The sequence below is a fragment of the Megasphaera intestinihominis genome (genome assembly GCF_040096415.1).
Taxonomy (GTDB): Bacteria; Bacillota; Negativicutes; order Veillonellales; family Megasphaeraceae; genus Megasphaera; species Megasphaera intestinihominis.
This window is the reverse complement of sequence record NZ_JBBMEU010000034.1, coordinates 1-24,731: the sequence shown is the minus strand read 5'-3', so window position 1 is coordinate 24,731 and position 24,731 is coordinate 1. Positions and strand designations below refer to the sequence as shown.

The following is a 24,731-nucleotide window of genomic DNA, read 5'->3' as shown; positions in this document are numbered from 1 at the left end:
TCCTCATCGGAAGCCACATACAAGCCGTGCATCGCAAAATCCAGCCCCAGGAAAGTCTTCGGTATGACAGGGAGTACTTGGTTTTCATACTCCACCAGCATACTGATATAGTACTTTCCTGATGGCGTCTGGCTGATGGTTACGGTCTTTATGATACTGTTCTCCGGTAAGGGACGATGCTGGCATAATTTCACCCAACCGACTTTTGGCAGTTTCACCTTATGGCCCTCGATTCGGACAGAACCCTTCTGGTTATTCGTGGAATATGAAGCACGGCTATTCTTCTTGGACTTGAAGCGCGGCTTGCCGAAATGCTGGCTGTCATTCCAAAAGTGGCTGTAGGCCTTATTCAGGTTCATTTGGGCATTGGCAAGGGCTAAACTATCTACTTCCTTTAGCCAAGGGAATTCTTCTTTGTACTGCGCAGGCGTGTTATTCAGCTTTTGGCCGGTTTCCTTATAATAGTCAATGCGGTCACTCAGCATCTTGTTGTAGATGAATCGGACACAGCCGAAGGTCTTGGCAAACATCATTTTCTGTTCCCTTGTCGGGTAGAGCCTGTAACGGTATGCCTTATTCACTATCATCACCTGCCTTGACTTTCTATATACTTGCGAATTGTCGCTATAGGAGCCCCGCCGGTTGTCAGTAGACAATAGCTTCTTGACCAGAACATTTCCTTCCATAGCTTACACCTAACCTCGGGGAAGTATCTCTTTATGAGCCTTGAGCTGGCACTTTTATAAGCGTTGACAAATTTCGATATCTCTGTATTAGGATGGGCACGAAACATAATATGTACATGGTCTTGGTCGTGGTTCCATTCTTCCAAAGTGATATTATATGATGAACCTATGCGGACGAATATATCTTTTGCATATTGGCTCATTGGGTCAGAAAATACTTTGCGTCGGTACTTCACCACTAAAACAAGATGGTAATAGAGTAAGAACACTGAATGGTTATTACTGTCTAATTCCATAGTATAATCAGTCCTTTCTCTCTTACTACTGATTATACTGCAAAACAAATTATGAAGAAATTGTCTTTCTGAGGGCATCGAACCCTCAGAAAAACCTGCAATTCATCTCACCGCCTAAAGAGGCAGGAAACTTCTTGCAGAATCAGGTTAAACTTTATTATACCATATTTATGTCCCTGCGAGAATCAGCAGGCAGGACAGAATCGCCGCAATCTGTCTTATTTACATGGTCCATATCTTGGGATAAAATAATAGTACAGTTTACTTTTAGGAGGTTTTTCTATGGCAACTAAACGCGTCCTCGCAATCCACGATATGTGTTCTTTCGGCCGCTGCTCCCTGACAGCCGCCATCCCGGTCATTTCGGCCATGGGCTTCCAGGTCTGCCCCTTCCCGACGGCTATTTTCAGCAACAACCTGACGTATGGCGACTATACCTTCTCTGATTTTACGCCGCACATGACGGAATTCATGGATAAATGGCAGAAACTGGGCTATTCGTATGACGCCATTTACAGCGGCTTCCTCACCGACGCCGGCCAGATCGCCATCGTCCTCGACGCCATCGCCCGCTTCGCCAAGAAGGATACCCTCGTCGTCGTCGATCCGGCCATGGCCGATGACGGCAAGCTCTACCCGGTCTTCAAGCGCGATATTGTCATGGAAATGCGCAAGCTTATCGCCAAAGCGACCATCATTACACCGAATTATACCGAAGCTGCCCTGCTGGCCGACATCCCCTATGCCCAGGGCGCGCCATCCATGAAGACTATGCTCGAACTCTGCCAGAAGCTGGCCGCCATGGGACCGCGTCAAATCATCATCACCAGTGTCCCCACGGGCAACGAAACGATCACCGTCGTCAGCTACGACGCCCAGACGACGTCTTTCGACGAATGTACCGTCGACCGCATCCCCTTCAGCACCTGCGGCACAGGCGACCTCTTCACCAGCGTCCTCACAGGTTCCCTGCTCCAGGGCCAGTCCCTGCACGACAGCGTCAAAAAGGCCACACAGTTCCTGAACTACGCCATCGGCTACACCTACCAGTCCGGCAGCGATCCCCGCGAAGGCGTTCAGGTCGAACCGTGCCTGAAAAAGCTGTTCTAAGTTTTATTGTTAACTTATATAAATCCATATAAAGTTGACCTCATGAGCGCTTTTTTGCTATAATACGGAAGAAGTCCGTAAGCAAAGGAGCGCTTTTATCATGTCTGATTCAAGAGAAAAGACGATGCGCCTGACGCGCATCGCCTTATTGATTGCTATGAACTGTATTTCTGCCTATTTGATCATTCCCCTGCCCTTTTCCCAGTCGCCCATCGCCTTGCAGACGCTCGTCGTCAACCTGGTCGCCTTCCTGCTGCCGCCGAAAGATGCAGCCATCACCATGCTGGCCTACATCGGCATCGGCATCATCGGCGTCCCCGTCTTCACAGGCGGTACGGCAGGTCCCGGCAAGATGTTCGGCCCGACAGGCGGCTATATCTGGGCCTATGTCGCCGCCGTCTTCCTCATGTCCTGGTTCAAAGGGAAGGAATACAACTTCCGTCGCTACTCTCTGGCAGCCGTCGCCATCGGTATCCCCGTTATCTATATCGGCGGCGTACTGCAGCTCAAAGGCATCACGGGAATGCCCTGGGAAGCAGCCATCATGAGCGGCGTCGTCCCCTTCATCCCCTTGGACATCGTCAAGAGCCTCTGCGCTGCCGCTCTGGCACGGCCCTTATTGGCCATAAATAAAACCGTATCTCACGAATGACGCCAGCTTGTGTAAATCCGTTCTTTGTCAGTATACATCTCCCGATCTGCCTGGGATAACACCTCGTCGATATTGGCAATAGGCGTCTGGCAGACGACAACGCCTAAGGCCATGCTGATGCCGCTGGAACGGTAACGGGCCAGCAGCTCGCGGACGAGCTGCTGAGCCTGCTGTTCACTGGCATTCCTGGCGATGACCATGAATTCATCGCCGCCCATGCGGAATACGGCGTTATCGCCGCTCAAGGCTTTCATATGCCGGACAGCCTGCTGGAGGAGATGGTCTCCGGCTTCATGGCCTTGCGTATCATTGATTCGCTTGAGGCCGTTGAGGTCGCCAAAAATAAAGGCCAGGAAAATCCCATCGGGCACAGCCCGGATATATTCGGTAAACCCCCGGCGATTGCCGGCGCCGGTCAGCTGGTCCGTCGTGCTGAGGCGTTCCAGCGAACGGAAAGTATCGCGGTTGCGCAGCATACTGGCCAGGAACAAGGTCAGCGTCGACAACAGGAGGCTGGCCGATTTAAAGGCCAATGCCGACGGGTTGACGACTTCCGTAAAGCCCAGGGACTTGCCCGATTGAGTGAGATGTCCCGATACGAGGCGGCGGACGCCGGAAAGATGCGGCGTAAATCCAGGATGAGCCCGGACGAAAGCCTGTGCATCTTCAATAATGGCCATCTGTTTAGCATCAAAGGCCGCATACAGCGGTCGCAGGGAGTCCATGGGAATGTGCTGGACCGTAGGAGCCATCGGCTGCAAATCCTCTTGATACCATTCATAGGTAGCGCTGACGGTCTGGTCCGGCTGTTCCTCAAAAATCAGGACCCGTTCAGCTTGCAGGCTATGACCGATTTTTTCCAGCATTTTCTGCAGGCCTGTATGGGGATCGGCTTCACGCATGCCGATGGCAATGACGTCGTTGGCCATGACTTCCCGGAAGACGACATCAATTTCTTCCCGGTCGCGGAAAATATACCGGCTCAGGTCGAAAGCCATAGAAAAACGGTAATTCTTCCCCTGCCAAGGAATGAGCGTCGTCCGCATGAACAGGTATTGCCCTGTCTTGCGGTTGCGGCGCGTTGCCGTATAAAAACAATCGCGGCGCAGCCTGTCATTGAGGCAATTATCGCAGGGAGTCTCCCGGTCAGCCAGGATTTTATAACATTTCTCACCGACCCAGCTGCTGCTATCAGAAAGGCCATAGGCCCGTTGCATATAGTCATTGACATAGACCAGTTCATACGTATCTGGGTCCATGACAGACACTTCTTCATCGAGCTTGTCGAATTTCTCCTTGTCGAAGACCAGGCGGTCGCCAATATAGATGGCTTGCCCATACTGCTGTTCTTTCGCTTCATCCAGTCGTTTCCGCAACAGCTGCATGACCTCATCGAAATCCTGGCCCTCCGACCCCTGGGCCACGGCGTATTGCAAATAAAGAGTACAACTGTAGCCGCCAATATTCGTAATGCCATGGATAGCATTGATGAGGCCCAGCATTTTATTCCGGAAATCGGCATCCATCGCCTTCGGGACAAGGCAGCAAAAACGGCTGCCGCTCAAATGGGCTATCGTTTCATTCAACACATGGAAGGCCAGCAGCTGCTGCGTAATGACCTGCAACAATTTCTGTCCTACTTCATCGCCATACTCCTGAAAAAGCGCTTCGTATGCAGGCACTTCGAGTAGGACACACGTATAATCCTGTCCATAGCGCCGATATTTATCGGCATACTCGTCTGCCGCCTGCAAGATACCCCGGAAATTGAGCAGCCCCGTCACATCGTCGACAAAACTGCTCTGCCGGAGCTGCACCTGCCGGGCTTCTTCATACTCTAAATCCTCAAAATAACCCATCAGGCCGATAATACGCCGTCCCTGGTAGATAGGGAATTTCGTAGCTGCGATTCGATGCGGTCGGCCTTGGACGAGACACTCCCCGATAATATGTCGCGTAATTTCGCCTTTTTCCAGGACAGCCCGTTCGGCTTCCTCATACTTTTTCCCCTGGATATGCCAGCCAATCTCCTCATCGGTCTTCCCGATGAGGATTTTTTCATCGGTCAGGCCATAATAGTCGAGGAAGGACTGACTGACGCCGGCAAAACGCCGTTCCCGGTCTTTCCAGAAGAATTTGATATCCGAATAATGAATCATGGCCTGGCAGAGTTCCCGCAAGAGGCGGAAATAAGGCTGCCGGGCCGGTTCCAATTCGTGGATGCCAAAAGAAGTGGCCAATATGGGCAACAGGCTCTTGCGGTCCCGCGCCGTTTCCCATGCATCATCGCGGCAGCACAACAGAATGTCATATTGGCCATCGGCCTGCTGGAGGCGGAGGGCCAAAAAGACAGTCCAGCGATAACTGCCGTCGGCCTGTTTGATACGGAAAACGTCACCGACACTGGCCGTCGGGGACTGGTCCGCCTGGTGGCAAAGGTTATCGAAATCAAGGAATGATAAGAACCTTTCCCTGTCGTCGACGTAGACGGACTGGACAGCATAGTCGATGAGCAGCTTTTGGATGCCTTTCAGGGACTTTCCATCAGCCCAATGGGTCATCGTCGTCTTGATGACTTCAAACGTATCTTTGCCAGGATGCAGGTAATATAAGCCTTTATAGACCTTCAGGATATTGCGCAGCAGATAATCGATACGCTGTATCTCCTGACGTTCGCTGGCATCGGCAATATTATAGATGCAGGCCCGTCCCAGGTATCGCCCCTGAGTTCCGCCGATGAGTTCCAAATGCAGCTGCAAATAATGGTCTCTTTCAACATAGGTCATGACTTGATTTTGCCCGGAAACAAGGAGTTCATCCAGACAAGGTTGCAGGCGCTGCCTGAATGAAAAGTCCTGAATCCACAAGGGCAGGTCATGGCCATTGTATCCGGGCAAAGACCATCGGAGGATTTTTCGAAAAGCCAGATTAGCCCATAACACCCCGGCCTGAGTGCCATCGTAGTGAAAAATAGCAGTCGGTAAATCCGTTACGACATTGACCAGACCGGCTTTATCATAGACTGGTTCTTCCCGCCGCGTTTCCAAGCCATGCTCATAGTGCTTGCAAAACACTGACAAGTCTTCGTAGGTCATAGGCCGTCCAAAATAATAGCCCTGTATCTTTTCACAGCCGACATCCTTCAAAAAGTCGACGTGGGCCTTTGTTTCTGCGCCTTCGGCCAAAGTATGTATGCCCAGTTCTTTCGCCATGAGGACGATGGCCTTGATAATCTGACGGCTCTGTTCATTGAAATTATGTAAAAAGGCCATGTCAATCTTCAGTTCATCAAAATGATAGTTGTGAAGGACGTTGAGCGAGGAATAGGCACTGCCGAAGTCATCGAGCCAGACTTGGTAGCCCGACTACTGGAACTGCTTCAAACTGCGGAGCAGATTGTGCTTTTCTTTGACCAACGCCGTTTCCGTCACTTCGATGCGGAAATAATCCCGCTGTAGATTATAGCGGGAAATGACTTTTTCAACAACCGCAAAAGGGTCCATGAGGTTGAAATCATGACGCGATAAATTGACCGATACCGGCAGGACAGGCCTTTTATTGGCCAGCTGGTAATGAAGCTGCTTCGCTACCTGATTGAGGACATAGCCATCCAGCTTATGGATGAGCCGGGCCTGTTCCAGGACGGGAATGAAGACATTCGGCGTGAGTCGGCCGTAAACGGGATCTTCCCAGCGGGCCAGCGCTTCGACACCGCAGATTTTCCCGGTCATCGTACGGACGACGGGTTGATAATAGATTTTGATGTAGCCTTTTTCTAAGGCCGTGTTGAAATTTTCCAGGACGAAATCCCGCTTCTCCAGGGCGACGCCCATTTCCCGCGTATAAATAGCCCAGCACCGAGTGGCATCAGTCTTGATGGTATCACAGGCAATCTTGGCCATGTCGAAAGTATGGCGCACGATATGGATATCGTCCTCTTCGAGCAGGCAGACGCCGGCCTTCAAGACGATATTGGAATTATTGATATACGCGTTGACACGGCTGCAGATGACTTCTATCTTTTGGAATATATCTTCCCGCTTCGCCAGGACGCCAAAACCATCGGCCGAAAAATGGGAAATGAGGTCTCCCGGGAAATACTGGCGCAGCAGCTCGGCAATGCGCTTGAGGTAATGGTCGCCGGCAGCCAGTCCGTGTAGGGAATTGTAGAGGCGGAAGTTCGTCAGATTGAAATAAGTCGGACAGTATTCAGACAGACGGCCTTGGGGACTTTCCCGCCGGGCTACCTGCAGGGCTTTCTTGAAGAACAGGCGCATCCCCATCAGCCCCGTCAGCGGGTCGTTCTGGGTACTGCTGCCCCTCAGTTCACTGCTGATGAGCTGCAGCAGCCATGCCTTGGTCCCATCTTCCAGAGAAATGACGCTGGCCGAACCTTCGGCCCGGCGGAAATGGTCATCCCGCGTGCGGAAGCGGAAGGTCACGAACTCCGAATAGTCCGTTTCCGACATGTGGGCGACAGGATAATAGTCCTCACTATCGACCATGCCCCGGAACCGCCGTCCCGTAAAGCGGTAAAACTCCGCTTCATCCATACAATGATAAATCTTCAGCATCCCTTTATTGACGAATAAAATGGGTTCCCCCGGTTGCATACCGATCAGGCAGATACCGGACGTCAGCCGGTCGTAATAGCGATGCAGCTCGCTCTGGATTTCCTCTAGCCCCATGCCCTTCACATCCTTCTATGCCATGCGTTATAAAGCATTATGATTGTCAAGACAAATTATATAAATAGCGTTTACAAAATATACGTTCATTATATCACAAGGCAGTCATTCACGCACGGGTTTCCGGTCTGTCCGGTATAACAGGATATAGCCAAATTCGACAGCCACCAGCATCAGTCCCCAGGCAGCGCTCGCCCAGTTCAATGTATGCAGATCCTGCCGCAGTGAAGGCCCTGTCACCACGTAAGCAGCGGCACACAGGAAAAACTGACCAGATAGGTAACACTGCTATCAACTCCTTTTCCATGTGGATGTGAGGACAATATTCATCCAGATATTCATAATCCTGCCCACTTTAGCAGCGGGGAACCAGACCATCCTCCCGACTTTTCTGCCTGTTATTTCAAGGCCTGTTCGGTATCTGCCAGAAACAGCTGCACACAATCGGAAAAATCCAACCCCGCCCGGTCGGCCAGAACGGCCAGCCACCATACGCATTCCCCGATTTTAGACGGGAGTTTGCCTTCTTCATCAGATGGCCAGCGCCCTTCATGACTCATAGTCAGCCGTCCTACCAGTCCGGCGTCGGTCAAAAAAGCCAGGGCATCTTCCTCTGCCGACCATTCGGAGCCATGATATTCCCGTTCCAGAGCATGATAGGCCTTTCTGATGGCCGCAGAGCGTTTCGATACTTCTTGTAATTCCATATGATTCTCTCCTTTTTGAGTTTGGTCAGTTTGGTTAGTTGTTTAGTCAGTTTGGTTAGTTATTTGGTCAGTTTTCAGAGTTTGGTCAGTCGTTCGGTCAGCAGAATGGATAAAAGCGATACCTGTCCCCTGACGGTGCCATGACGGAATAGCATTAGTTGAATCTCACGACCCAGTATCCTTTCCGGTGCGTTCCCATACGTTGAAGACAGTCTTTTTCCTGGAGCTTTTTCATATAATACTTTATCGTACTAAGAGACAGTGATGTTGCTTTAGCGATTTCATGTTGCGTGCCATCCGGTTTCTTTTGAAGATATGACAAAATAACTTTTTCCTTTTCATTTAGTTTTACAGGCATATTCGTTCCCGTTTGTCCAGTTTTCGGGGTTTGGTCATTTTTTTTAGTTTGGTCAGTCGTTTGGTCAGTTGTCCGGTACAAGTTAACGCGCAAATCGCCATCAAAATCAATGATTTCCGGTTCCTTCAAACCATAATCCCGGCAATCCCGGAAAATACGTGGAAAACCACTGCCCCATTTTTCAATTAAGTTCATATAAGCAAACGCATTTGCTAAAGCCCGGTTCCGAATCTTTGAAAACCCTTCTTTCATTTTTTCAGGTGTTACGCCGCGCATCAGGCCACCTGGAGAAGTAACTTCTAATCGATCTGAAAAAAGGGCTATCTGAACGGATTCCGGCTCCAAATAATTACGATGGACAAGTGCATTGGCAATCAATTCCCGGATGCTGTCCGGAGGTAATTCATAAATATCCTGACGATAGACCCCCTGAAATCTGGCTCCCATATTAATCTTTTCAAGTACATACTGATATGCTTTTTCCACTTGTTCCTGAATCGGTGCATCAATTTCACGCTTATCGACAAAAACAGCTCTATCTTCCGTTTTAAAGACAGCACATTGAACGACTGGAGGATACCCAGCCTGATGTGTCAACATCGCATAGGCATAAGTCGGTATAAGCTGGTCTTTGCTTTCAATCAAAAGGCCCCATGAAATGAGTTGATTAGCCGTTAACTCCTTGATTCCTTGACGCTGGATATCTGATGATGCGTTTTTTTTAGCCGTTTCACTCATAAAACGGCATAATGCCGTTACATCATGCTTCGTTACTTTTAGATTAGGAATAGGCTGTTGATCAAAAAACTTGTTTTCTCCTTCCAAAAGTAACTCCTGTAAAATCGCCCGATCTGCAGGTCGCGTTGTCCCAGACGTTCGGATGTAGGTTCCCCTTACAAGACCTTTCTTTTTAATATAATATGGCCGTTGCATTCCTGGTACAATTTCCAAAATGATAAGCGATTTCCCTTCTACTTCTCGAACAAAAAGATCTGGAATAATCATCGGTTCGCAGCTATCCGTAACCGCATTGGTAATAGCATCCATTATTTGAAAAAGGTCAGCCTGAGGAATACTGATAACCCGCATCGTTCTATCTTCAACACCAAATACAATTCGTCCACCATCGCCATTGGCAAAGGCAACAACAGACTTCATATATTTCTGGCTGTCTTCAGGAACCCTTTCCTTATATTCTATATTCTTAGACTCCCCTTGAAGCAACGAATCTTTTTTTATATCTGTCACCTGTTTCACCTTTGTCACTCCTTCGATGTATCATTATGATTATTATACCCCATCCGTGACAGGGACGACAATGAGGAAGGGCCGCAGCCCGGAAAAACCACTCACGGACGCAGGAAAAAAACGCCGGCCAGGCACAGGATGATGCCGATGATCTGCCGGGGCAGCAGAACGTCTTTGTAAAACAGGACGCCTATACCTGCCAGGAGGAGCGCCACGCTGACATTGGCCAGGAGAGAGGCCATACTGATTTTCCAGCCAGTCCGGTATAGCAGGATATAGCCAAATTCGACAGCCACCAGCGTCAGTCCCCAGGCAGCGCTTGCCCAGTTCAATGTATGCAGATCCTGCCGCAGCGAAAGCCCTGTCACCACGTAAGCAGCGGCACACAGGAGGAAACTGACCAGATAGGTAACACTGAGGGCCAGAAAAGGCGGGGCTGCCGACGGTGTTGCCTTGGCGACCAGGTGATAGCCTATATTGCCAATGACGATGATGAAAAAAGGAATCCAGTGTATCAGGCTCATTCTGTCAACTCCTTTTCCATATGGATGTGAGGACAATATTCATCCAGATATTCGTCACCTGATGCGGTATATCCCAGTTTTTCATAAAACGGGCGCACCCGGACCTGTGCCGACAGAGCCAGCCGTTTCACATGACGGCCGCGCAGCCATCCTTCCGCTCCCTGTACCAGGCGCTCCCCGTACTGTCGGCCGCGGCAGGATTTCCGTACGGCCAGGCGGCCCAGTATATACACATCCGGATTGTCTGATGTAAAGAGCCGGCAGCAGCCAGCGGCATGCCCATTTTCATATAACACCAGATGCCATGCCGCCTGGTCGGTTTCATCAAATTCATGATGAAAACCCTGTTCTTCGACAAATACCTCCTGCCGGATAATCCGGGCGTCCTGTGAAAGTCCCTGCTGCATACGTATTTGAATCATGATATTCCCTCCTAAAAAAAAACAGAGGTGCCCAGGAATTGTCTTATAGCATGTAATCCATGCCGTACCTACGACAACTCCCAGACACCTCATTTCTCCTGTCCGGTGACAGAAGCGGTGTTCTTATGAAATTAGCATTGTTCTAACATATCCTGTCGTCTTCGTCAATGTGATTTTGCCCACTTTAGCAGCTGGGAAACAGACCATCCTCCCGACGTTTCTGCCTGTTATTTCAAGGTCTGTTCGGTATCTGCCAGAAACTGCTGCACACAATCGGCAAAATCCAGCCCAGTCCGGTCGGCCAGAACGGACAACCACCATACACATTCCCCGATTTTAGACGGGAGTTTGCCTTCTTCATCAGATGGCCAGCGCCCTTCATGACTCATAGTCAGCCGTCCTACCAGGCCGGCATCGGTCAAAAAAGCCAGGGCATCTTCCTCGACGGACCATTCGGAGCCATGATACTCCCGTTCCAATGCATGATAAGCAGCTCTGATAGCAGCCGAACGTTCCGATACTTCTTTTAAATCCACGTCAATCTCTCCTTTTCTTAGAAACACGGCCACACCCCATTCAATCCTAATGACGGGCCAAAAAGGCTTACCAGGCCGTCCCCTACATTATCACATATAGGCGATAAAAATAATACACCGTTCACGGGCAGTCGCAAAAAAAAACACGGCCTGCGGCCGTATGCGTAGGGGCTGTCCCGATGAGGGCAGCCCGCTGTGAGATTTCTCCACAACCCAGTCTGGCATAGTGGCAGGCTTTTACGGACTACGAATCACGAGCAACGAACCACCTATCATGGATCCGGCTATGTACAGAATTCATGCGGGATCGCCACGTGCGAGCCCCTACGATGCGGCTGCGCCGCTACAGGCTTATGACCTGATTACAACCATAAGAACACCTCAGACCGCCTTTGGCGGCCAGCTCCCCTTCACATGGGAGCCTCTGGCGCTCCTGCGCCTTATATTTCAGCGTTTATTGCGGCAAAGCCACTTTTGAGTCCGGGCAACAAAAAAAGACCTGTGTACGTAATCGTACACAGGTCCGATAATTTCCCTTGTGAAATTATTTGAGTTCGACAGTAGCGCCAGCTTCTTCGAGTTTAGCTTTGAGAGCTTCAGCGTCAGCTTTAGCAACGCCTTCTTTAACAGCTTTCGGAGCGCCGTCAACGAGAGCTTTAGCGTCTTTCAAGCCGAGGCCCGTAACTTCACGGACAACTTTGATAACGCCGATTTTTTTGTCGCCAGCGGACTGGAGAATGACGTCGAATTCGGATTTTTCTTCAGCAGCAGCACCGCCAGCAGCCGGAGCAGCAGCAACTGCAACCGGAGCAGCAGCGGAAACGCCGAATTTGTCTTCCATAGCTTTTACGAGTTCGGAAAGTTCGAGAACAGTCATATTTTCAATGGCTTCCATGATTTCTTCTTTAGTCATTTTGAAATACCTCCATAGTATCAATTTTTGAGTTTAATTTTTAAGTTATGTAAGCTAAATTAAGCAGTTTCCTGTTCTGCTTTTTTAGCACGTACAGCGTCAAGCACATAAACCATGTTGCGGATATTGCCCTGGAGTACGTTGACAAGGCCAGAGATAGGAGCCTGCATGCTGCCAACCAATTTTGCGAGGAGTTCTTCGCGGCTCGGCAAGCTTGCCAGAGCGTCAACAGCTGCAACATCAATGACCTGACCATCAGCGAGACCTGCTTTTACAGTCAGCGCTTCAGTCTTTGTTTCTTTGATGAATTCTTTGAGGATCTTAGCCGGAGCTACAGCGTCTTCCGTGGAATAAGCGAGAGCCGTCGGGCCTTCGAAAATTGCATCTAATGCGTTATAGCCGAGTTCGTCAGCGGCGATACGGGTCAACGTGTTTTTGATGACTTTGTATTCAACACCGCCTTCGCGGAACTTACGGCGAAGTTTCGTGACATCAGCTACGGTAAGGCCGGAGAAACCAACGAAAACAGCGCCCTGAGCGGACTGCAGTTTTTCTTTCATTTCTTCAACGACAGCAGCTTTTGCCGGAGAAACCGGATGATTTGCATATGTGGACATGAGTTCGATACACCTCCTTGAACTGGGATTTATATCGTCTTAGCAATCAAAAACGGCCTCATGGAAACCACGAGGCCGAACTAGTCAAAGTCAGATATCTGCTAGTTTCATAGCCTCAGATGGCGGACATACGTCCATTATACATACCTTCAGTCTACAGCTAAGAGAGATATTAATTTTCTTCTTTCTTTGCAGCACCTTTGATGCTGTACTGGTTGATGTGGATGCCAGGGCCCATCGTGGAGCTAACCGTGATGGATTTGATGTACTGGCCTTTTGCACCCGACGGTTTAACTTTGATGAGTGTATCAACCAAAGCAGTCAGGTTGTCAACCAATTTATCTGCGTCGAAAGATTTTTTACCGATAGAAGAATGAATGTTGCCGGCTTTATCCGTGCGGTATTCAACTTTACCAGCTTTACTTTCGCTAACAGCTTTTGTAACGTCCATCGTGACAGTACCAACCTTCGGGTTAGGCATGAGGCCTTTAGGACCGAGGATTTTACCGAGACGACCAACTTTACCCATCATGTTCGGAGTAGCGATTGCTACGTCGAAGTCGAGCCAGCCACCTTTGATCTTTTCTACGAGATCATCAGCACCGACATAGTCAGCGCCAGCAGCTAAAGCTTCTTTTTCTTTATCGCCCTGAGCAAATACGAGGACAGTCTTGGATTTACCAATGCCGTGGGGCAGTACCAAGGCGCCGCGGACCTGCTGGTCGGCGTATTTCGGATCTACGTTAAGGTTTACGGCCAATTCAACGGTTTCGTCGAATTTGGCAGTATCCATCTTTTTCAAGATGTCGATTGCTTCTGCAACATCATACTGTTTCTGTTTGTCGAACAGTTTTGCAGCTTCAGCATATTTCTTGCCTACTTTTGCCATGTTTCTTCCTCCTTATGTGGTTTAACGGGTTACCCCTTCCACGGGCAGAGCATCATCGAATTAGTCGACGATTTCGATACCCATGCTGCGAGCGGTGCCTTCAATCATTTTCATAGCAGCTTCAACGTCGTTAGCGTTGAGGTCCGGCATCTTAGTCGTTGCGATTTCGCGGACTTTGTCGCGGCCCAATTTAGCTACTTTTTTCTTGTTCGGTTCGCCCGAAGCTTTGTCCAAACCTGCTGCTTTCTTCAAGAGGACGGCAGCCGGCGGTGTTTTCGTAATGAAAGTGAAGGAACGGTCTTCATAGACTGTGATTTCGACAGGGATAATGAAGCCAGCCTGTTTAGCTGTGCGTTCGTTGAATTCTTTGACGAAAGCCATGATGTTGACACCAGCCTGGCCTAATGCAGGGCCAATCGGAGGCGCCGGAGTTGCTTTACCAGCTTCACACTGGAGTTTTACCATTCTTGCTACTTTTTTTGCCATGGTGAGTTACACCTCCTTACATTACAAGATGTGGTCAAACGAATCTTGCGATTCTCCCACTCGCGGCGAGTTGCCGCATTTAGAAGTATTTATTCCAGACCCTTCTCGATTTGAGAATAGTCGACTTCTACTGGAGTTTCTCGGCCAAACATATTGACGAGGCCTTTGACAGTCCCTTTTTCTTCATTGATTTCCGTTACGACGGCCATGCAATTTTCAAAAGGACCTTCGGTGATGCGCACTTCTTCGCCAACTTCGACAGAGATATGCGTTTTCGGTTCGCTTTCTATGCCCTGGGTCTTTAGAATCTTTTCGACTTCTTTCGGTTCCAGCGGGATAGGCTTGGTTGCCGAGCCGACAAAACCGGTAACACCCGGTGTATTGCGGACGACATACCAGGAACGGTCATTGACTTCCATTTCGATGAGAACGTAGCCAGGGAATACTTTCCGCTTGACAGTCCGTTTCTTACCGTCTTTGATGTCAATTTCATCTTCCATTGGAATGAGAATACGGTTAATGACGTTTTCTAACCCCATGGATTTGACTTTTTGTTCCAGCGTTTGCATTACTTTATTTTCATAACCGGAATACGTATGGATGACATACCATTTCATATCTGCTTCCATTTAAGCACAAGCCTCCTATCCGACAACAAGCTGAAGTAACTTGAACAGCTGTGAAAATACACCATCAGCTACGCCAATGATTACCATTACGACGATGGTAGCGACAATGACCATAACCGTGTAGTTGATCAATTCCTTCTTCGTCGGCCAGATGACTTTTTTCATTTCTACCTTTACGCCAGATAAAAATGATTTTCCCGGGTTCTTTTTCTTGTTCTTATTCTTTTGTGCTGCTTTTTTAGCTGAAAGTGCCATATAACCTCTCACATCCAAATAAGATTAGCACAATCTTATTCAATCAATTATTTCGTTTCTTTGTGTAATGTTTCTTTTTTGCAGAACGGGCAGTATTTTTTCAGTTCCAAACGGTCCGGATTGTTCTTTTTGTTTTTGTTCGTCCGGTAGTTACGCTGTTTGCATTCTGTGCATGCCAAAGTGATAGCTGTACGCATTCCTTACACCTCTCTTAAAAATAGTCACAAGCCTAGTGTTACGTAAGACTGCCTTTATAATGTATCACAACAGTCCCCTCTAAGTCAAGGAAATTTTTCTGTAACTTAAAAAAGCCAGGCGTTGGTGAACGCCTAACTTCGATTATTCTAACATGTGACGACCGTCCTGTCAAGAGATTTTCCATAATTCCATAGCAGGCCGCCCAGCCACAGCTGTCCGTTCTGGCAACCGTCCTGCGCCTTCCGTAGGTCGGCACCTGACGGGCCAGAAAGGCGCGGGACGGCCCCTACGCACAAGGCCGCTGGCCGTGCATTTTTTTGTGACTTGTGGCCTGCGTCTATCGCGGCGCATCCGCATCTGAATCGTACAACGCCGCCAGGGCGTCCTGGTATGTTCCCAAGATGCGCCCCACCTGTGCTTCTATGGCGTCGTGGCTGCCGTGGCGGTCGCGGAGCATGGCCAGCCATATGTCTTCATCGACGAAGAGGTATTGTTCATAGGCCGCGGCGATGAGTTCCTTGGCGGAGCCCATGGCAGCCATGCCCTGGCCGTCCCGCTTCAGGGCTTCGCGAAAGGCCATCAAGCCCAAATCAAAGGCTTCCTGGAAGATGTGGACGATGCCATGGCAGACGAAGGGGTTCGTCAAATCCGCTTCCCGAGCCTGCTGCAAAAGCTGTATATGTTCTTGGAAATTATCCTGCCAATCCATAGCTGCCTCCCCAAACATCAAATATCAAACATCAAACCTATTATAATGGATTTCCGGCAAAAAAAGAAGCAGCCCTGCTGTCAGGAGGAGACAGGGCTGCTTCACGATAAATGGCTTGGGAATTTAGCCAGAGATTTTCTGTTGTGCCAGATAGGTTTCTTCCAGGACCTGTTTGCCTGCAATACCCGGCTGGGTCATTTCCTGCGGCGACAGGATGATGTCCATCTGTTCTTTCGTCAGATAGCCGTGTTCGAGGATGATTTCCCGGATCGGGCGGCCTGTGGCATAGGCTTCCTTGGCCAGCATGGACGACCGTTCATAGCCGATGTGCGGCAAGAGGGCCGTGACGATGCCGACGCTGTGGTCGACCCAGGACTGGCAGGCTTTTTTGTTGGCCTTGACGCCTTTGAGCAGGTATTTGACGAAGGCGTGGATAGCGTTGGTCAAATACTGCATGGAGTGGAAGAGGTTGAAGGCCATGACCGGTTCCATGACGTTCAATTCGAACTGGCCGTTTTCGACGCCCAGGCTGATGGCCATGTCATTGCCGATGATCTGGTAGCACGTCTGGTCGAGGACTTCAGCCATGACCGGATTGACTTTGCCCGGCATGATGGAAGAACCGGGCTGACGGGCCGGCAGCTTCAATTCGTTGAGGCCGCAGCGCGGACCGGAAGCCATGAGGCGGAAGTCGTTGGCCATCTTGATGAGCATGAGAGCCGTAGCTTTCATATTGCCCGATACTTCGGCAAAGATATCCGTGTTATTGGTCATATCGATGAGGTTGCGGGCCGTGACGAAGATATCACCGGTCAGCATGGAAAGTTTCGTGGCGACGGCTTTGATGTAAGCCGGTTCGGCGTTGAGGCCCGTGCCGACGGCCGTACCGCCCATGTTGATGACGTGGACGCCTTCGAGGGACCGGGAAATGCGTTTGCGGCCGCGGGCGACAGCCGAAGCATAGGCGCCCATTTCCTGGCCGAGCGTAATGGGAACGGCATCCTGCAAGTGGGTACGGCCCATCTTGATGACATCTTTGAATTCATCGGCTTTGACATCCAGTTCCGTTTCCAGTTCCTTCAGTACTTCTGTCAGCTTCTTGCCTTTCATGCTCAGGCAGACTTTGATGCTCGTCGGGAAGACGTCGTTCGTCGACTGAGCCATGTTGGCGTGATTGTTCGGCGAGATGATGTCGTAACGGCCTTTTTCTTTGCCTATGATTTCTAAGGCCCGGTTGCACAATACTTCGTTCATATTCATGTTTACGGAAGTACCGGCACCGCCCTGGATCGGATCAACAGGGAACTGGTCCAGCCACTGGCCGTCGATGATTTCACTGGCAGCCTGTACCAGGGCATTGCCGATTTTCTTGTCGAGCCGTCCCGTTTCCATGTTGGCGAGAGCAGCTGCTTTTTTGACAATGGCCATGGCCTGGATGAAGTCCGGATCCAGATGTTCACCTGTAATATGGAAGTTTTCCATAGCCCGCATGGTCTGTACGCCATAATAAACATTGTCCGGTACATTCATTTCACCTAAAAAGTCATGTTCTGTTCTCATAATATCCTCCCCAATACCCATCTTGCAATAGATGCATTAAATATTTTGTATACAGTATTCAAGTAATAATTATAGCAATACTGTAGTAATTAAATTCATACCCCTCCGGCGTCCCCACGCCGTTACATACACAAAAGGCGCTGTTGAAATTGCTTTCAACAGCGCCTTTGCCGTACGTACTATGAATTTACCTATATCATAGTGCATAAATGGGCAGATGTCAATATTTATTCCGCCACTTTATGTTTTATTTAGACTTCTTGCAGCCTTAGGCTTCTTCGATGGCCCCAGCCGGACAGGAGTTCATGGCTTCCTGAGCAGCGTCGTTGTTAGCTTCCGTCGATTCAGCATAGGCTTCAGCCATACCCGTATCATCGTTCATACGGAACACTTCCGGGCAAGTCCCAGCACACATACCACAGGCAATACACGTATCGTTTACTTTATATTTCATAATGAGTCACTCCTTTGTCCGGACCGTCTATCCGGAAAACTTAGTCCAGTAAGTCATTCCTTACTGTGCCTATAGTATACCCTGTTTTCGGCCAAAGGGTCGTTGTATTTACAACGCTTTAGCAAATTAGCGATACGATGCCTGATAAATAGCAACGCAGTCTTCTTCACTCATGGGCATGCGGTCGGCCATGAATAATCCCGCCATGGCCGTCTTGGCATTATGGGCCATTTTATGGAATTCATCGGGACTGATGCCGTAGTCGGACATCTTGAGGTTGGCGACGCCGCATTTTTCCTGCAATTCTTTCAAGGCGTCGAGGAAGTCTTCCGGTTTGGCCGCATCCGGACGCCCCATATGGCGGGCCAGGATGATGAAACGGTCGTCACAGACGTGGATGTCGATCATGTGCGAGAAATAAGCCAGGCTGATCATAATCAGGCCGGCGCCGTGGGGCAAGGCCTGGTGATAGGCGCTGAGGGCATGTTCCAGCGAGTGTTCACTCATGTTGGAGCTGAGGCACATTTCCAAGCCGCCGAGATAGTTGCCGAAAGCCACGCGTTCCCGGGCCTTCATGTCGATGCCATTCTGGACGGCTGTCGGCAAGTAGGCGCTAATCTGGGAGATGGCTTCCAAGGCGACCATTTCGCTCATGAGATTGGCCTTATTGGCCAGATAGCCTTCGATATTGTGGAACAAGGCATCGAAACCCTGGTAGGCCGTGAACTTCGGTGGTACCGTCGCCATGAGTTCCGGGTCGATGATGGCCAGGACCGGGAAGAGGGATGGTCCTTTGACGGGCGTCTTTTCATTCGTGTCTTCATTGGTGATGACGCCGCCGGCATCGGTTTCCGAGCCGGTCCCGGCCGTCGTCGTAATGGCGACGATAGGCAGGGGCTTGATGGCAATGGGTTTGCCCTTGCCCGTGCCCTGGGTGATGTAGTCCCACAAATCGCCGTCATTGGTGGCGACGACGGCAATCCCCTTGGCTGCATCGATGCAGCTGCCGCCGCCTAAGGCGACGATGAAGTCACATTGATTTTCTCTGGCCATGGCGCCGCCGCGCATGACAGTCGATTTCAAGGGATTCGCTTCGACTTGGTCGAAGAGGACCGTTTCGACGCCGGCTGTATGCAGTTCCTTTTCCGTCCGGTCCAAATAGCCATTGACTTTCGTCGATTTCCCGTTGGAAATGACCAGCAGGGCTTTCTTGCCGGGAAGGGCCTGTTCATGCAAATGATTGAGCTGACCGGCACCAAATAACGCTTTCGTAGGGACAAACATCTGAAAAGACACGATAACACCACTCCTATACTGGGAATAAAAAAGAGTCTTATCCACTTGCGGGTAAGACTCCATCGTCATGAATAAATTTAATTTACAAGCCGATTATACTATAATATTTTATTTTTATCAACTTACTATTTTATATTTTAATTTTTCTTTGGCTGCAAGGAAATTTCCGTTACGCCATAGCCAGCATTGACAACGGTTTTTAACAACGTGTCATCGCTCACGGAATCAGCGACGACGACTTCTGCCTGGCCGCGCATCAAGTCAACTTTGACCTTGCCCTTAAAGCCGTCGACGGCTTTAAGGGCTTCGGTCACGTGCTTAGAGCAGTTCTGGCAGACCATGCCGGTAATGTAGATATATTTTTCGTCCCCTGAATATCATCGTGATGGAAGAGATTGCTGAAAAATCCCATAAGTCACGCCCCCTCTGTTTCATTTTATTATGAATTCTCATCATCAATATTATAGCGTATCTTGCCGATATTGCAAGATTGGTGATAAAGGATACTGTATACACAAATCTATATTTATAAAACATATTGACGATACTTACTGTATCATAGTACACTGTATTTAACAAAAAGTTTATACAATTTAACTTTTTCATTGTTTTTATTAAAAAAAGGGAGTGTGTTTTATGTCGTTTTTCCATACGAAATCCGTTGCCCAGCTTCAGAGCGATGCAGAAAACTCAAAGCTGAGCAAAAACCTCAGCGTCTTTGACCTGACATTCCTCGGCGTCGGTGGTATCATCGGGGCCGGTGTCTTCGTCCTGACCGGGATTGCCGCCGCCCGCTATGCCGGCCCGGGCGTAGCCTTATCCTTTGTCATTGCCGGTATTCTCTGTATCCTCGTCGGCCTGACGTACAGTGAATTTTCCTCCTTCATCCCGGCTTCGGGCAGTGTCTATTCCTACACCTTTGCCTCCCTCGGCGAAGGCATGGCCTTCCTCTGCGGCTGGTCCCTGCTCCTGGCCTATACGGTCACAGCCAGTGCCGTCGCTGTCGGTTTCTCAGGCTACCTGTCGGGGATGACGGCCTCTTTAGGGCTGGTAATCCCGGATTATCTCCTCAAAACGCCGGCTGAAGGCGGCCTGGTCAATCTGCCGTCTATCATTATTATCCTTTTATTGTGCTTAGTCCTCATCCGCGGTACCAAACAGAGTGCGAAACTCAATTTTGCCCTTATCCTCGTCGCTTTAGCGGCTATCATCGCCTTCGTCGTCATCGCAGCGCCTCACGCCCAGGCAGCTAATTTATCGCCCTTCACGCCCTTCGGCGTCCGCGGCGTCTGCAGCGGGGCGGCTATCGTCTTCTTCTCGTACATGGGCTTCGACGCCGTCGCAACGTCAGCCGAAGAATGTAAGTGCCCGTCACGTGACCTGCCAATCGGCATCATCTCCTCCATCGTCATCTGTATGACCTTGTACATTGCCGTATCCCTGTCGCTGACAGCTGCCATCAATTACACCCAGCTCGATACACCGGAACCGGTTGCCTATGCCCTGCGTCTCCTCGGCTGGCCCGGCATGGCTAACCTCATCGCCGTCGGCGTCCTGGCCGGTATCATCACGACGCTCATCGTCTATCTCTTCGGTCAGTCCCGCGTCTTCTTTGCCGTATCCCGCGACGGCATGCTGCCGCAGAAGCTCTGCAAGATTCATCCGACCTTCCACACACCGTATTTGATCACCATTTGGGGTTCCATCCTCATCGCCGTCATTTCCGGCTTCGTCCCGCTCATGCACATCGTCGAATTGTCCAATACAGGGACCTTGGCCGTCTTCCTGGTCAACTTCATCGGCATCGTCGTCATGCGCCGCAAACACCCGGAAATCCCGCGGAAATTCCATTGCCCCCTGCTCTACCTCATCGCTCCCGTCGGCATCATCGTCTGCTTCTACCTCATCTATGAACTGTCGACACTGACCCATATCCTGTTCGCAGGCTGGATTCTCTTAGGCCTCATCGTCTACTACGCCTACAGCCGTAAACACAGCATTGTAAGAGAATAAAGGGAAGTGAAAAAGGAGCTGTCGCATCGCGGCAGCTCCTTTTTGAGTGGCTAGTGGCTAGTTGTTAGTGGCTGGTTTTAAATTTAAAGCTATTACATCAAACATCATACCATTTCCATCGCCTGTATGCGATATCGTAGGGGACGTCCTGATAAGGCGTCCCGTTGTGGGAATCCCGTAAAATGCTGTTTGGAGAAAACGCCATTCGCAGGCCCGCAGACCGCAGTTCGCAAAACCATGCCTCATTAACCCGTTACGTATATCATCGACTGTTCGCTACGGGCCGCCTTACCCGGCCGGCCCCTACGCAGGCCCCGGTCGGGGCATTTTTTACGAGCTGAGGGGTACTCGAAGCGATGTTATCAGTTTGAGATTGTCGCCGCACAACCGCATCCGTAGGAGCAAGCCCAGCGGGAGGCCCGCTACGCGCTGAGGGTTTCCCGAAGCGTCGTTGTCAGTTTGAATCTGTCGCGGCGCAGCCGCATCTGAATCCGAGCGAACCGCGGCCTGCGAACTGCATCTCATCTATATTTTAATGGTGGAAGTCCGTGCGATGTGTTGCTTCTACGTGGTCAGCAAAGGATGTTTCTTTTTCCTGTTTGGCAAAGCCCTTCAACATCCAGGCCATGTTGCGGCCGATGTTGCGCATGGTCTGCATCCCTTCCAAATCTTTGCGCACTTCGTCCGGCGTCATGCCATGGACCATGTTCCAATATGTCGAGGTAACGATGGGCATGCTGGCAATGCCGAAATATTTCTGAATGACATCGACAGCGGCCGTGGTACCGCCGCGGCGGGCCGATGCAATCGCTGCGCCAGGTTTACCGGCAAAGACCGGGTAGAGCTCGCCTACAGCCGACGAATAGAAGACGCGATTCAGGAAAGACAGGATCTGTCCACTCGGGTGGGCAAAATAGACCGGCGTCCCGAAGACGAAGCCATCAGCTTCCTTCGCCTTTTCCAAGAAGCGGTTGACGGTATCATCATTGTCATCCTTAAAGATACAGCCCTTACCCTGGCATTTATTACAGCCGATGCAGTCGCGGATCGGCCGGGGCCCTAACTGGAAAATTTCATAATCGATACCACATCCTTTTGAAAGAAATGGAAGCCGACGGCATTCTCTATAGAAAAGAATATCCCCAGGTACCGCCAAAGGTCGAATATGGACTAACGGAACTGGGGAAATCTTTGATGCCTATTCTACATGAAGTTTGTACGTGGGGACAGGATCACTACGTTCAGCGCTGAATTCCGAAAGCCTGGAATCCGGGATAGATGCCCTGGCCGCGCAATTCGTCTTCAATCTGCAAGAGACGGTTGTATTTCGCTACGCGTTCGCTGCGGTTCGGCGCACCGCTCTTGATCTGAGCCGTATTCGAGGCGACGGCCAGGTCGGCAATGGATGTATCTTCTGTTTCACCGGAACGGTGAGAAACGATGGCCCGATAGCCGGCACGGTGCGCCATCTTGATGGCTTCCAGCGTTTCCGATACGGAGCCAATCTGATTGAGCTTGATGAGGATGGCATTGCCGCAGCCCTGGGCAATCCCTTTGGCCAAACGCTTCGTGTTGGTTACGAATAAATCGTCGCCCACGAGCTGTACGCGCTGGCCCAAGGCTTTCGTCAAGGCCGTCCAGCCATCCCAGTCTTCTTCATCCAAGCCGTCTTCGATGGAATAAATGGGATAAGCCTGGGACAATTTCTGCCAGTGGGCGATGAGTTCGTCCGTCGTAAAGGACTGGCCACTCTTGGGCAGAACGTAAACGCCCGGTTTGGGCCCCTTCCATTCGCTGGCAGCGGCATCGAGGGCCAGGACGAAATCCTTGCCCGGTTCATAGCCGGCTTTTTCAATGGCCTGAAGGATATATTGGATAGCTTCTTCGTCGCTGGCCAAATCAGGAGCAAAGCCGCCTTCGTCACCGACGGAAGTAGCCAGCCCCTTGGCTTTCAAGAGACCGGCCAGGGCATGATAGACTTCGGAGCACCAGCGCAGGCCTTCCCGGAAGGAAGGAGCGCCTGCCGGCATGATCATGAATTCCTGGACATCGACGGTATTGGCAGCATGAGCCCCGCCGTTGAGGATATTCATCATCGGGACGGGCAGATAATTACCATTGACGCCGCCGAGGAAACGATAGAGGGGAATCCCCAGGGACGCAGCTGCCGCACGGGCGCAGGCCAGCGATACGGCTAAGATGGCATTGGCACCGAGCCGCGATTTATCTTCCGTCCCATCGGCACGAATCATCAGGTTGTCGATACCGTAAGTATCAAAAGGATTCTGCCCTCTCAAGACATCCTGTAAAACTGTATTGACATGATTGACGGCCTGGCTAACGCCTTTGCCGCCAAAGCGCTGAGCATCGCCATCGCGCAATTCCAGGGCTTCAAACTGCCCCGTCGAAGCGCCGCTGGGAGCCGCGCTGCGGCCCAAAGTCCCATCGGATAACAACACATCGGCCTGTACCGTAGGATTACCCCGCGAATCAAGGATTTCCCGGCCAACGACTTGTTCAATACGGATATCTTTCATAGTAAAACCTCCCCTGTCGAAAGTAATATATAGCGAATACCATAATTTCAGTATCTTTACAGCTATATTATACAATATTAGTCTCCTTTCGCATAATGCTTTATGAGAATCGCTGTTATTATAATTGAGTATGTTCGCAGGCCGCCGGTCGCAGTTAGCGGTTAGCGGTCAGCAGTTAGCCGTTAGCAACGGCCGTCCCACGAGCCACGAACCACTAGCCACTATTTTCCCACCTCTCCTGCCGAATCGAGGCGGTCCACTGGACCGCTTTCGTAGGGGACGTCCTGTCAAGGCGTCCCGCTACGCGCTGAGGGTTTCCCGAAGCGTCGTTGTCAGTTTGAGTCTGTCGCGGCGGAACGCCGCATCTGAATCCGAGAAAAAAGCCGTGGCTCGTTGCTCGTGATTCGTGGCTCGTAAAACCATGCCTCATGGACCTGTTATGTATATCACCATTTATTCGCGGCGGGCCGCCCTTTGGGACGGCCCCTACGCAGGCCCCGGTCGGGGCGTTTTTACGAGCTGAGGGTTACGCGAAGCGATGTTGTCAGTTTGAGTCTGTCGCCGCGCAGCGGCATCTGAGTCCGAGCCCGTCATGTATGGCGTGTACATCACATTTCAGGCGGGCCGCCCTTTGGGACGGCCCCTACGAATAGCAAAAAAGCACTGGAATTTTCCAGTGCTTTTTTCTTAATCAGCGGCTTCCTATCCTCCCAGGGGGCCTCCCCCCAAGTACTTTCGGCGTTTGCGGGCTTAACTGCTGTGTTCGGCATGGGAACAGGTGGATCCCCGCAGCTATCGCCACTGAATTATGTTATTCAGGCGTCGGACAAGTCCGACGTAAGCGATTCACACAGTTTTGCGTGTCGTCTCCGACTCCTTCAAAACTGGTTCTCTGCTTATCGTATCCTGACAACTGCATAAAAATGTTTCATACATCCAACGAACTAT

At 50.5% G+C, this 24,731-nt stretch carries 26 protein-coding genes, 1 rRNA gene and 1 pseudogene; 4 read left to right on the top strand and 24 right to left on the bottom strand.

What is annotated here, in order from left to right; all coding sequences use genetic code 11:
* Both WMO23_RS07000 and tnpA read right to left on the bottom strand, forming a co-directional pair.
* Positions 1-686, bottom strand: a 686-nt coding sequence (locus WMO23_RS07000; RefSeq protein WP_349173634.1) for an RNA-guided endonuclease TnpB family protein, incomplete at its 3' end; no start/stop codon positions are given.
* Positions 587-982 (bottom strand): IS200/IS605 family transposase, encoded by a 396-nt coding sequence (tnpA, locus tag WMO23_RS06995; RefSeq protein ID WP_020311792.1) that lies wholly within the window; start codon positions 980-982, stop codon positions 587-589. The genes tnpA and WMO23_RS07000, both read right to left, overlap by 100 nt.
* 282 nt (positions 983-1,264) lie before the next feature.
* Between tnpA and WMO23_RS06990 the strand changes: the two genes are divergently transcribed.
* Complete coding sequence (locus tag WMO23_RS06990; RefSeq protein WP_303267848.1) at positions 1,265-2,092, top strand: pyridoxamine kinase; 828 nt, start codon at positions 1,265-1,267, stop codon at positions 2,090-2,092.
* Between the two features lie 100 nt (positions 2,093-2,192).
* Positions 2,193-2,744 (top strand): biotin transporter BioY, encoded by a 552-nt coding sequence (locus WMO23_RS06985; protein ID WP_020311794.1) that lies wholly within the window; start codon positions 2,193-2,195, stop codon positions 2,742-2,744.
* Here WMO23_RS06985 and WMO23_RS06980 read toward each other — a convergent pair.
* The 19 genes and pseudogenes from WMO23_RS06980 to WMO23_RS06890 form a co-directional block, all read right to left on the bottom strand.
* Positions 2,735-3,220, bottom strand: coding sequence for a GGDEF domain-containing protein (locus WMO23_RS06980; protein WP_296820527.1), 486 nt, complete (start codon positions 3,218-3,220; stop codon positions 2,735-2,737). The two genes, WMO23_RS06985 and WMO23_RS06980, sit on opposite strands and share 10 nt — an antisense overlap.
* An 876-nt stretch (positions 3,221-4,096) precedes the next feature.
* Positions 4,097-7,213 (bottom strand): annotated as a pseudogene (locus WMO23_RS06975) (EAL domain-containing protein); the annotation flags it as partial.
* A gap of 617 nt (positions 7,214-7,830) precedes the next feature.
* Entirely contained in the window at positions 7,831-8,139 is a 309-nt protein-coding gene (locus WMO23_RS06970) for a nucleoside triphosphate pyrophosphohydrolase family protein (protein ID WP_020311050.1), read from the bottom strand.
* A gap of 154 nt (positions 8,140-8,293) precedes the next feature.
* Positions 8,294-9,754 carry an ATP-binding protein gene (locus WMO23_RS06965; RefSeq protein ID WP_292282412.1) on the bottom strand — a complete coding sequence of 487 codons (1,461 nt, stop codon included), beginning with the start codon at positions 9,752-9,754 and terminating at the stop codon, positions 8,294-8,296.
* Positions 9,755-9,846: 92 nt separating this feature from the next.
* On the bottom strand, positions 9,847-10,269 hold the full coding sequence (locus WMO23_RS06960) for a hypothetical protein (RefSeq protein WP_020311051.1): 423 nt from the start codon (positions 10,267-10,269) through the stop codon (positions 9,847-9,849).
* The gene (locus WMO23_RS06955; protein ID WP_020311052.1) at positions 10,266-10,691 is read right to left on the bottom strand and encodes a GNAT family N-acetyltransferase; all 426 of its coding nucleotides are present in this window, start codon (positions 10,689-10,691) and stop codon (positions 10,266-10,268) included. The genes WMO23_RS06960 and WMO23_RS06955 overlap by 4 nt, the downstream gene beginning before the upstream one ends.
* 227 nt (positions 10,692-10,918) lie before the next feature.
* Entirely contained in the window at positions 10,919-11,227 is a 309-nt protein-coding gene (locus tag WMO23_RS06950; RefSeq protein WP_020311053.1) for a nucleoside triphosphate pyrophosphohydrolase family protein, read from the bottom strand.
* Positions 11,228-11,771: 544 nt separating this feature from the next.
* The gene (rplL, locus tag WMO23_RS06945) at positions 11,772-12,140 is read right to left on the bottom strand and encodes a 50S ribosomal protein L7/L12 (RefSeq protein ID WP_020311054.1); all 369 of its coding nucleotides are present in this window, start codon (positions 12,138-12,140) and stop codon (positions 11,772-11,774) included.
* 59 nt (positions 12,141-12,199) lie between these two features.
* Positions 12,200-12,757 carry a 50S ribosomal protein L10 gene (gene rplJ, locus WMO23_RS06940; RefSeq protein ID WP_020311055.1) on the bottom strand — a complete coding sequence of 186 codons (558 nt, stop codon included), beginning with the start codon at positions 12,755-12,757 and terminating at the stop codon, positions 12,200-12,202.
* Positions 12,758-12,929: 172 nt separating this feature from the next.
* Positions 12,930-13,646 (bottom strand): 50S ribosomal protein L1, encoded by a 717-nt coding sequence (rplA, locus tag WMO23_RS06935; protein WP_020311056.1) that lies wholly within the window; start codon positions 13,644-13,646, stop codon positions 12,930-12,932.
* Positions 13,647-13,706: 60 nt separating this feature from the next.
* A complete protein-coding gene (rplK, locus tag WMO23_RS06930; RefSeq protein WP_014015371.1) occupies positions 13,707-14,132 on the bottom strand; it encodes a 50S ribosomal protein L11 in 426 nt (141 codons plus the stop codon).
* 89 nt (positions 14,133-14,221) lie between these two features.
* Complete coding sequence (nusG, locus tag WMO23_RS06925; protein ID WP_020311057.1) at positions 14,222-14,761, bottom strand: transcription termination/antitermination protein NusG; 540 nt, start codon at positions 14,759-14,761, stop codon at positions 14,222-14,224.
* Positions 14,762-14,776: 15 nt separating this feature from the next.
* On the bottom strand, positions 14,777-15,016 hold the full coding sequence (gene secE, locus WMO23_RS06920) for a preprotein translocase subunit SecE (protein WP_020311058.1): 240 nt from the start codon (positions 15,014-15,016) through the stop codon (positions 14,777-14,779).
* Positions 15,017-15,063: 47 nt separating this feature from the next.
* Complete coding sequence (rpmG, locus tag WMO23_RS06915) at positions 15,064-15,213, bottom strand: 50S ribosomal protein L33 (protein ID WP_014015374.1); 150 nt, start codon at positions 15,211-15,213, stop codon at positions 15,064-15,066.
* A gap of 338 nt (positions 15,214-15,551) precedes the next feature.
* Entirely contained in the window at positions 15,552-15,923 is a 372-nt protein-coding gene (locus WMO23_RS06910) for a nucleotidyltransferase substrate binding protein (RefSeq protein ID WP_020311059.1), read from the bottom strand.
* Between the two features lie 123 nt (positions 15,924-16,046).
* A complete protein-coding gene (locus WMO23_RS06905; protein WP_020311060.1) occupies positions 16,047-17,483 on the bottom strand; it encodes an aspartate ammonia-lyase in 1,437 nt (478 codons plus the stop codon).
* 268 nt (positions 17,484-17,751) lie between these two features.
* Entirely contained in the window at positions 17,752-17,937 is a 186-nt protein-coding gene (locus WMO23_RS06900; protein WP_020311061.1) for a ferredoxin, read from the bottom strand.
* A 126-nt stretch (positions 17,938-18,063) separates the two neighbouring features.
* On the bottom strand, positions 18,064-19,233 hold the full coding sequence (locus WMO23_RS06895; protein WP_292282417.1) for an iron-containing alcohol dehydrogenase: 1,170 nt from the start codon (positions 19,231-19,233) through the stop codon (positions 18,064-18,066).
* 137 nt (positions 19,234-19,370) lie between these two features.
* Positions 19,371-19,547 carry a hypothetical protein gene (locus tag WMO23_RS06890; RefSeq protein ID WP_349173628.1) on the bottom strand — a complete coding sequence of 59 codons (177 nt, stop codon included), beginning with the start codon at positions 19,545-19,547 and terminating at the stop codon, positions 19,371-19,373.
* A 322-nt stretch (positions 19,548-19,869) separates the two neighbouring features.
* Between WMO23_RS06890 and WMO23_RS06885 the strand changes: the two genes are divergently transcribed.
* A complete protein-coding gene (locus WMO23_RS06885) occupies positions 19,870-21,246 on the top strand; it encodes an amino acid permease (protein ID WP_020723723.1) in 1,377 nt (458 codons plus the stop codon).
* A 532-nt stretch (positions 21,247-21,778) separates the two neighbouring features.
* On the opposite strand, the gene WMO23_RS06880 is transcribed toward WMO23_RS06885, so the two are convergent.
* A complete protein-coding gene (locus WMO23_RS06880; protein ID WP_239639736.1) occupies positions 21,779-22,402 on the bottom strand; it encodes a flavodoxin family protein in 624 nt (207 codons plus the stop codon).
* On the opposite strand from WMO23_RS06880, the gene WMO23_RS06875 reads away from it, so the two are divergent.
* Complete coding sequence (locus WMO23_RS06875) at positions 22,351-22,497, top strand: winged helix-turn-helix transcriptional regulator (protein ID WP_081638962.1); 147 nt, start codon at positions 22,351-22,353, stop codon at positions 22,495-22,497. The two genes, WMO23_RS06880 and WMO23_RS06875, sit on opposite strands and share 52 nt — an antisense overlap.
* Here the strand turns inward: WMO23_RS06875 and eno are convergent.
* Both eno and rrf read right to left on the bottom strand, forming a co-directional pair.
* The gene (eno, locus tag WMO23_RS06870) at positions 22,488-23,783 is read right to left on the bottom strand and encodes a phosphopyruvate hydratase (RefSeq protein ID WP_349173626.1); all 1,296 of its coding nucleotides are present in this window, start codon (positions 23,781-23,783) and stop codon (positions 22,488-22,490) included. The genes WMO23_RS06875 and eno overlap by 10 nt on opposite strands.
* Before the next feature lie 689 nt (positions 23,784-24,472).
* Positions 24,473-24,589: ribosomal RNA gene (rrf, locus tag WMO23_RS06865) — 5S ribosomal RNA — on the bottom strand.
* Positions 24,590-24,731 lie beyond the last annotated feature (142 nt).

Excerpts from the sequence above, each read along its gene's own strand:
- tnpA (WP_020311792.1), bottom strand. The coding sequence starts at position 982 with ATGGAATTAGACAGTAATAACCATTCAGTGTTCTTACTCTATTACCAT.
- WMO23_RS06990 (WP_303267848.1), top strand. The coding sequence starts at position 1,265 with ATGGCAACTAAACGCGTCCTCGCAATCCACGATATGTGTTCTTTCGGC.
- WMO23_RS06985 (WP_020311794.1), top strand. The coding sequence starts at position 2,193 with ATGTCTGATTCAAGAGAAAAGACGATGCGCCTGACGCGCATCGCCTTA.
- WMO23_RS06980 (WP_296820527.1), bottom strand. The coding sequence starts at position 3,220 with ATGCTGCGCAACCGCGATACTTTCCGTTCGCTGGAACGCCTCAGCACG.
- WMO23_RS06970 (WP_020311050.1), bottom strand. The coding sequence starts at position 8,139 with ATGGAATTACAAGAAGTATCGAAACGCTCTGCGGCCATCAGAAAGGCC.
- WMO23_RS06960 (WP_020311051.1), bottom strand. The coding sequence starts at position 10,269 with ATGAGCCTGATACACTGGATTCCTTTTTTCATCATCGTCATTGGCAAT.
- WMO23_RS06955 (WP_020311052.1), bottom strand. The coding sequence starts at position 10,691 with ATGATTCAAATACGTATGCAGCAGGGACTTTCACAGGACGCCCGGATT.
- rplL (WP_020311054.1), bottom strand. The coding sequence starts at position 12,140 with ATGACTAAAGAAGAAATCATGGAAGCCATTGAAAATATGACTGTTCTC.
- rplJ (WP_020311055.1), bottom strand. The coding sequence starts at position 12,757 with ATGTCCACATATGCAAATCATCCGGTTTCTCCGGCAAAAGCTGCTGTC.
- rplA (WP_020311056.1), bottom strand. The coding sequence starts at position 13,646 with ATGGCAAAAGTAGGCAAGAAATATGCTGAAGCTGCAAAACTGTTCGAC.
- rplK (WP_014015371.1), bottom strand. The coding sequence starts at position 14,132 with ATGGCAAAAAAAGTAGCAAGAATGGTAAAACTCCAGTGTGAAGCTGGT.
- nusG (WP_020311057.1), bottom strand. The coding sequence starts at position 14,761 with ATGGAAGCAGATATGAAATGGTATGTCATCCATACGTATTCCGGTTAT.
- secE (WP_020311058.1), bottom strand. The coding sequence starts at position 15,016 with ATGGCACTTTCAGCTAAAAAAGCAGCACAAAAGAATAAGAACAAGAAA.
- rpmG (WP_014015374.1), bottom strand. The coding sequence starts at position 15,213 with ATGCGTACAGCTATCACTTTGGCATGCACAGAATGCAAACAGCGTAAC.
- WMO23_RS06910 (WP_020311059.1), bottom strand. The coding sequence starts at position 15,923 with ATGGATTGGCAGGATAATTTCCAAGAACATATACAGCTTTTGCAGCAG.
- WMO23_RS06905 (WP_020311060.1), bottom strand. The coding sequence starts at position 17,483 with ATGAGAACAGAACATGACTTTTTAGGTGAAATGAATGTACCGGACAAT.
- WMO23_RS06900 (WP_020311061.1), bottom strand. The coding sequence starts at position 17,937 with ATGAAATATAAAGTAAACGATACGTGTATTGCCTGTGGTATGTGTGCT.
- WMO23_RS06885 (WP_020723723.1), top strand. The coding sequence starts at position 19,870 with ATGTCGTTTTTCCATACGAAATCCGTTGCCCAGCTTCAGAGCGATGCA.
- WMO23_RS06875 (WP_081638962.1), top strand. The coding sequence starts at position 22,351 with ATGGAAGCCGACGGCATTCTCTATAGAAAAGAATATCCCCAGGTACCG.
- eno (WP_349173626.1), bottom strand. The coding sequence starts at position 23,783 with ATGAAAGATATCCGTATTGAACAAGTCGTTGGCCGGGAAATCCTTGAT.